A 7229-nucleotide genomic window follows, 5' to 3' on the forward strand; every position below is an offset into this window, starting at 1 on the left:
ACCGAGCCGGTCGCTGCTGCGTGCACCGCCTGGGACGCGGCCGCGGCGGGCGACGCGAGGGCGAGTGAGCCGGCCAGGTGGGACGGGCCGCCTCTGCCGTGCCGTTGCTGCCACCACTGTTCGTCAGGCCAGAACTCGCATCAGGCGACGTGCTGCCACCCTTGTTGGCCTCATCCGGCCCCGTACTAGTTGGAGCCACACCACCGCTACCACTGGCGCCGTTGCCGCTACTCCCGTCAGTGACACTGTCACCGCTGCTGGCACCACTCCCTCCATTACTGGTGTCGCGCCTTCCGCTGGCCTCACCAGCCGCTCGTACTGCCTGCTCGTTGTCCTGCAGCACCTGGGCCATCGCTGCTTGCATAGCCCGGCCGGCTTCTTGGCGCTGTTGGCTCAGCTCGCTGCCCAGGGCCAGGGCAGCTGCCCAGGATGAGCTGGCCGGTATGCCTGCGCCAGCTGCTCTGGCCGCCTGGTGTGCGGAGCGCCAGCTGGCGGCAACCTCACCGGCGAGCTGACCGGCCTGGTAGCTGCTCGGCAGCGCGGCAGAGAGCAAGAGCGGCGACTCGCCCACGGGCACCGGCTGACTCATTCCGCCCGGTGGCGCTTCCCGCCACGCTGCCAGGCCGTCGCGCACTCCCTGGGCGAACGCCCAGCCGATTGCGCCCACCACTGCCAGACCGATGAGGGCCAGGATCCCGATTACGACCGTCATGATGAAACCTCCGAAGACGAGAAGAGATGAAAGAAAGAAGTGAGAGAAGGAAAGAAGGCACGAGACAGAGTGCTCACTACCGAGCTGGCGACGTTCCGGTACTGACTCCGCCGCCTACAGCTGCCCGATCCGCTGCCCAGCCCCCAGCGCATACCCCGTGATGATCGCTTCGTAGAACTGGGCACCGCCGGGGGCGATGCGGGTCTGGGCCTCGGCCTGGGTGACCAGCGTGGCGATGTTGGTCAGGACCTGGGAGGTCAGGAAGGCCCGGGCCTGCTCGGCCTGGGCGGCTACTTCTGCCTGGGCGGCGACCTGCTCGATCTCCCGCCTGGTCACCCGGGCCTGGCCATTGCCCAGCACCACCCCCATCCGGGTGCGCTGGGGCGAGAAGAGGCTGAGATTGGTAGAAGCCATGAGGAGTCCTTTCGAGAAGAGAAGAGAGGAAGACGACGGCTGGGGAAGCGCTCACCCTGGAGCGGTTCCGCTGCCACCGCTTGGGATGACGCATGCGGCCCTGTGGCCGCCCAGATCACGCCATCTGCCTGCCGCGCCGCCTAGAAGCGACCTCGGCGCTGGCGTTCGGTTGATCTGGCATATCTAGGAGAACCCGCCGCCATTGGCGGTGTCGTGACAGAAAAGTGCACCGTGCTGCATCTGCACAGCACGGTGCCAAACCAGTCGGTGAGAATAGGGGCCATGAGCACGCCCCCGGAACCAGTCACCCCGCTGCCACATGGCGTCTTCCCCATAGGCGACGCCACGGATGAGGCCGAGCAGCGCGTCACGCTGGAGCAGCAGGTGCTGACTGAGCTGCTGGCCCTGCGCAAGGCCTACGGGCAGCTGACGGTGCAGAAGTTCAGCACCTTCGCCACCTTGCGGCAGGTCTGCGGCGGCGATGACCTGCTGGACGCCTTCTTGCTGTTTCAGCGCGAGCTGGCCCGCTACCAGCACAGCGGCCGCAACGAGGCAGCCGCCGCCTTGTCTCTGTCCGCTCCGGCCGACACCGTCCTTGACCGCCTCCAGCTCACCACCGAAGCACTCTCACCCGAGCAGGACTGGCGCGACCAACGCACCGCCCGCCGCTGGAGCGACGCCGGCATGCCGATCATCGCCCGCGACCTGGTCTACTTCGCCCAGGTCGCCGGACGGCTCGGCACCGAGACACTCAGCATCCAGCTCGGCGGCAACGGCACCAACTTGATGGTCATCATCGACCAGATGACCAACAGCGACCTCCCCGCCAAGGCGCCCCTCATCCAGGTCTGGCACTACCCCTCCAGCAAGAGCCCACGAGAGATCACGCTTGATCTAGAGCAGATCACCAGCCCCCAGGTCTCACGCGACGGGCTAACCATGCGCCGCCACCGCCTCGCCCTCGACCTACCCGACGCCCAGGCCGTCGAACCCGACGACGCCGTCCTGGCCGTATCCATCACCGGCCAGGACGCCCCCATGCGCACCGTCTTCTACCAAGACCATAGCCAGCTCACCCCCGGCCTCCACACCCGCATGACCACCTACCGCACCATCGTGATGGTGGAGGTAGCTAGGGATGAGGAGTGAAGTCTGTTTCCAGACTCAGTAATACAACTGCCCACTTCTACCCAATCCACATCGCGGCACAGCCGGGCGGGGAACTACCAAGCGAAAGGCCACAGACACTTCGAGGGCGATTCGTAGATATTACTCCTCAGAATCACTTGTCGTAAGTTTTTCCCTGACGCGAGCAAGATAGGTGCTGACAGTGTTCATCGACACGTTCAGCTCTCGCGCAATAGCAGCTTTGGTATAGCCACGACTATACCGCTCATACACTTTGAGTTCCATGGGTGCCAGCCCCTCAGCCTTCTCTCTACCATACCGAAGCATGACCTTCATGCGGCCAAGGCTCTCATGAGGCCTGCCGGACAACGCATCGCGAATCGCCTGGACGAGCTCACTGTGCGGAGCCGACATGCGAACGAAAGCCACCACATCTTCCGCAAGAATCTCACTAATGACATGATCGTCGAGCGTTTCACTGTAGGCAATGACAGGCACATCCCGTCGGTTTATTTCTCGAATATTCTCCACCGGACTCGAGTGATCCAGCAGAACAGGGTCGAGAAGAACGACTGCCCGCCCATCGGGCCATTCGACATCCGAAAGGCTGGGATACCACGAAACAGCCCATGGAAGTCCCTCAGCCTCAAAAGTATTCTCGCACCCCAAGGCGATAACGCTGTTATTGATGATCGCGATAATCGAACACGCCTGATCCATACATTCCTCCTCCAGATAACTATCGTTACGAACTACTCGTCATGGTATCTACGCATCATTCTGGACCATCAGTTCTCCCTGCCTGTCGAGTCGGTATCGGGTGTCGTCGGTGACGATGGTCAGGAGTGTGGGGCGCCGGGGTGGGTTGAGGCGGATGACGACACGGTTGCTCTGGGTGAGGTTGAGGAGCTTGGTGACGTAGTTGACTGCGTTGGCCCGCGTGCGGTCGTCGATGGTGGTGGTGTCGCCGGAGTCGTCCAGGAGGATGACCTCGGTGCCGCGTCGGCGGGCGGCCTGAGCACTCGTCACGATGCTAGTGCCGGTGAAGAACGGGGCCCGAATCTCGTCGCGCAGCTCGGCCTCGAGTAGGTAGGCCTGGCTGCGCAGCTCCGGCGTTGGTGCTGTGCCGTCAGCGATCTGGGTCAGGAGGGGTGTAACGCGCTGGCGGACGGATGCCATGCGGCTGGTCATGATGCGGTCGGCTTCCTCGTGGGCGCGCTGCTGCGCCTGGAGCCGGGCGGTTTCTCGCTGGGTGGCGGCGATCTGTGTGGTGGCTCGGGTGGACAGGTGGGCCACACCGTGCCAGCTGGCGAGGGTGAAGTAGTGGCCGAGCATGTAGGTGAAGATCATGAGTAGTGGCCGCCCGGTGGAGATGACCCAGTAGGCGGTGGCCAGTGTCGTGGCTGCACTGCCTGCCCAGGCATACACGGGGCGGCCGCGCATCAGCAGGCCGCAGCTCAGGTCGTTGCCGGCGCCAGTACACCACGACGCGTAGCCGGGCCAGCCGGTGGTGATGATCTGCGGGAGCACGAGAAAGTTGACCGCAGCGATGACGATGACAGTTAGCTGCGCTACCCAGCGTGGGAGCAGGGAGTCCGGCCATGTCTTGAGCAGAAGGACGGCAGGCAGCAGCAGTGCGATGAAGCTCAGCGCTGCTGGAGGCCAGTGCCAATAGCTGTGCACGGCGCATTCGTAGACAAGCAGGATGAAATGCACCAGGGCGAGCCCTGCGGCGATGGCACGGGCACCAGGGGACTCCATGGAGGCAGACAGCGACCGCTCCCAGCTGGCTGCCTCGTTCTGGGCGACGGCTGCGTGCTCGGGTCGTTGTCGATCAGCCTCAACCAGGACAGGTCGCCATCGCAAGGTGACACAGGCGCCTTCCCCCGGTGCTGAGTCAACGGTCGCACGGCCGCCGACGTCGTGCATGCGAGCGATGATCGAGCCGGATACACCGTGCCTTCCGCGCCCGGCCACGGCAGGGTCGAAGCCGCATCCGTTGTCATTTACCTCGATGCTGACACCGCAGGCATCGCTGGTCAGAGTCACCGTGCGCATCACCGGCGTGTCTTCGCTACCGGCGTGGCGCAGTGAGTTGCGCACGGCCTCCAGCGTGGCCTCGGTGATCGCCTGTGCTACCTCGGACGGTATCTCGTGCTCGCGGGTGAGAACGACGTCGGTACGGATATCGCCAGCCATGACGCCAACCCGTCGGGCAACGTCGTTCAGCAGTGTGCTGGCAGTAACCGGGCTGGCCACTGCCGTCTCTGCGCTGAGTGAGTCGAGCGCCTGGCGGGCGCTACCGCGGAGAGCGGCCCGGTCGGGCAGGCCGTTGGCGACGGCGATCAGGGCAGAGAGAATGTGATCGTGGATGAAGCTGTTGGCCTCATGCTGGGCTCGGGTGCTGGCCTGCCGGGCGGCTAGCTCCACAGCCTGTGCACGCTGCTGGGCACCGCTGGCGTCCGAGGCCTCCGCCAGCCGGAGGAGCCAAGTCAGCGCACCGATGGTGGCCAGATTGGTTGCCATATCGAGCATGACGTCTTCCACCGATACGAACTGCAGCTCACCGATCGCCGTGGCATTGACCATGACCAGCAGCGGTGCCAGCGCCACCACGAACGTGAAGCGCCATCGCCGCGTCAGCACCACAGCAGCCGCCGCGGCGATGACGAAGTACCACCCCAGTAACGGGTGCATCCGCGCCAGCGCGTCGCCCGGTGCCGCAATCGGCAGGACCCGCACAGCAGCGAGGACACACGCCACGGCAACATAAACACCGAGAAGCGCTGCGAGTAGGCCAGCGAGCAACCGATCGGCTCTGCGCAGCAGGTCTCGCCGCGGCCTCCCACAGCGGCGAAGATAGATCGTGCCCGTCGCCACGCCGGCTATCACCACCGCCAGCACCACAATCGGTGCCAGGAGCAGGGCGGCTGCCATCGGATTCACACCCTCGGTCAAGTAGACCGTTGGGCCAGACAGAATGCCAATCTCCAGGACGCCAAGGCCGGCGAACAACGCCACCAGACGGCGCACATGCAGCCGGTACTCACCTGGGGAACTAACTGGCTCAGCGTCCCTGCCGAGGCGGTCAGTCATAGTAGCTCACCAGCCCGTCCTCGGCCGCTCGGCGGAAGAGGTCGACGCGGGTGTCCGCTGGGCGCCCAGCGGCGCGGTACTTGTCTCGGATGCGCGCCACGTAGGTGTTGACGGTGTTCTTCGACAGGCTCAGGATCCGGGCCACCGTCTCAGACTTCTCACCCTCCGCGTAGTGCGCCAGGACGTCAGCCTCGATCGGCGCCAGGTAGTCGACGACGAAGTCCTCGTCGGCATCCAGCGCCGCTGCCCAGTCCAAGCTCGCACTCGGCCTGCCATCCAGCGCATCCTGGATCGCCAGCACTAGGTCGCTCGATGGCCCAGACTTACGCACGATCGCCAGCACTCCCCCGGCAATCGCCTCACGCACCAGGATCGGGCTCTCCGCCGACGTATAGGCGATGACGGGCAAGCCGCGCCGCTCGATCTCACGCAGGTTCTGCGTTGGCGTCGAGCCATCCTCCAGCCGCAGATCCAGCACCACCAGCACCCGACCATCGGGCCACGCCACATCACGCAGGCTGGCGTACCAGCACACCGACCACGGCATACCGGCATCCTCAAACACCAGGCGGCAGCCCTTAGCAATGATGTCGTGGTCGTCAACCACAATGATCGAGCACGCCTGATCCACATTGATCTCCTCATCACTACGCATGATTCAACAACGAAGCCAGCAGACGCAGCTGGCCAGCACCAGCAGACAGATTAGTTACGGCACGAAGACGCCGACACCCCCTCCAGGAGACTCAGCAAACTTTCGTCAACCTTTCAGGCGCGACAGGCAAGACCTCCCCCAAGAATGAAGCCAAAAAATCTCAGAGAGACACTTCAATCGTTGACGCCTCAACACTCCACTCTGATGCAGATCAATTCCTACCACTTCATCGATTGACCACATTTTGAGACGGAACACCACGCCAGCATCCTTGGGCACACGCACCCATCCGTAGACGACAGCCATGTCGCACTGAGATTTTCTACTATATCGTCGGGCGCCACTTGTGCCACCTCACAATCAAAAGCACCCACCCTCAACAACACACACGCACTACCACACATCAGCACTCCTCGGTAGGTCTTACTTCTCAGTCTTAACACTCAGACTGGTCTATTACGCCGCGGTCTCACTAATCTCGGTTCCGCCAAGCGAATGCGAGCCAGGACAGCACCAGTGCGTGCGCGCAACGATGCGTCTACCACTCGCTTTGCTTTCCTCTCCGAATCCCGAATCGTTGAGTTAGGAACCCCTGAGATGGCATATGAGCAGACTGTCGCCGTGGTCGATTACTACCAGGAACTGAACCTGGACAAAGACGACGCCACCCCCGATATTCAGGTGCAGTTGAATAAGATTCGTATGCAGTGGCGGCAACGCGCGTCACTAAACGGTAGCCGCGGCGAAGAGGCGAGAGCAAAGCTCAAGATGATTGAGAACGCCTCGAACGTGTTCTCAAACGAAGACTCGCGCGATGCATACGACCGCTCGCTGCGCGCACTGCCCGAAGTGGCTGAGCAGGATATCGACTGGATTGGTCGCGCCTGGACGTACTATTTCGCCGACGACCCAGGAGCGGCCAGCATTGCCGCACGTAAGGCACGAAACGAGCATGCCGACGATCCAAACGCCCATGTGATCTCTGCGTGGATCGAGCTAGCGGAGGAAAACTGGCGAGAAGCAAAACACTATGCAGATGAGGCCTATGTTCTGGATGAGCTCGGCGAAGACACCGTCGACGTATATCGCGTACGTGGCGTCACATTCTACTTTACAAAGAGGTACGAAAAAGGTATTGAGTGCTTCCAACGTGCGCTGGCCAAGGCGCCGCGCGAAATGGTTCCCGACATTGAGGCTTATTCATGGGGTGTAGGTGAATATGAT

6 protein-coding genes and 1 pseudogene are annotated in these 7229 nt (G+C 63.0%); 2 read left to right on the forward strand and 5 right to left on the reverse strand.

Annotated elements, in window-relative coordinates; genetic code table 11:
- Together HMPREF2883_RS15720 and HMPREF2883_RS13505 are read right to left on the reverse strand one after the other, a co-directional pair.
- On the reverse strand, positions 1-712 hold a 712-nt coding region (locus HMPREF2883_RS15720; protein ID WP_256277502.1), incomplete at its 3' end, for a hypothetical protein.
- A 114-nt stretch (positions 713-826) separates the two neighbouring features.
- On the reverse strand, positions 827-1126 hold the full coding sequence (locus tag HMPREF2883_RS13505; protein WP_009233120.1) for a hypothetical protein: 300 nt from the start codon (positions 1124-1126) through the stop codon (positions 827-829).
- Between the two features lie 282 nt (positions 1127-1408).
- Between HMPREF2883_RS13505 and HMPREF2883_RS13510 the strand changes: the two genes are divergently transcribed.
- Positions 1409-2275: a hypothetical protein gene (locus HMPREF2883_RS13510; protein ID WP_070663099.1), complete on the forward strand. Its 867-nt coding sequence runs from the start codon at positions 1409-1411 to the stop codon at positions 2273-2275.
- Positions 2276-2395: 120 nt separating this feature from the next.
- On the opposite strand, the gene HMPREF2883_RS13515 is transcribed toward HMPREF2883_RS13510, so the two are convergent.
- From HMPREF2883_RS13515 to HMPREF2883_RS13525, 3 genes are read right to left on the reverse strand one after another with little or no spacing between them, the layout of a single operon-like run.
- Positions 2396-2974, reverse strand: a complete 579-nt coding sequence (locus HMPREF2883_RS13515) for a helix-turn-helix transcriptional regulator (protein ID WP_070663100.1) — start codon at positions 2972-2974, stop codon at positions 2396-2398.
- 48 nt (positions 2975-3022) lie between these two features.
- A complete protein-coding gene (locus tag HMPREF2883_RS13520; RefSeq protein ID WP_081384525.1) occupies positions 3023-5350 on the reverse strand; it encodes a sensor histidine kinase in 2328 nt (775 codons plus the stop codon).
- Positions 5343-5981: a LuxR C-terminal-related transcriptional regulator gene (locus HMPREF2883_RS13525; RefSeq protein WP_256277503.1), complete on the reverse strand. Its 639-nt coding sequence runs from the start codon at positions 5979-5981 to the stop codon at positions 5343-5345. Before HMPREF2883_RS13525 ends, HMPREF2883_RS13520 begins: the two co-directional genes overlap by 8 nt.
- A 621-nt stretch (positions 5982-6602) precedes the next feature.
- Between HMPREF2883_RS13525 and HMPREF2883_RS13530 the strand changes: the two are divergent.
- A pseudogene (locus HMPREF2883_RS13530) lies at positions 6603-7229 on the forward strand (hypothetical protein); the annotation flags it as partial.

Origin of the sequence: Actinomyces sp. HMSC075C01 (assembly GCF_001812965.1) — a bacterium.
Classification (GTDB): Bacteria; Actinomycetota; Actinomycetes; order Actinomycetales; family Actinomycetaceae; genus Actinomyces; species Actinomyces acetigenes.

Bases quoted from the DNA above. Each gene is read 5' to 3' on its own strand.
- HMPREF2883_RS13505 (WP_009233120.1), bottom strand. From the start codon at position 1,126: ATGGCTTCTACCAATCTCAGCCTCTTCTCGCCCCAGCGCACCCGGATG.
- HMPREF2883_RS13510 (WP_070663099.1), top strand. From the start codon at position 1,409: ATGAGCACGCCCCCGGAACCAGTCACCCCGCTGCCACATGGCGTCTTC.
- HMPREF2883_RS13515 (WP_070663100.1), bottom strand. From the start codon at position 2,974: ATGGATCAGGCGTGTTCGATTATCGCGATCATCAATAACAGCGTTATC.
- HMPREF2883_RS13520 (WP_081384525.1), bottom strand. From the start codon at position 5,350: ATGACTGACCGCCTCGGCAGGGACGCTGAGCCAGTTAGTTCCCCAGGT.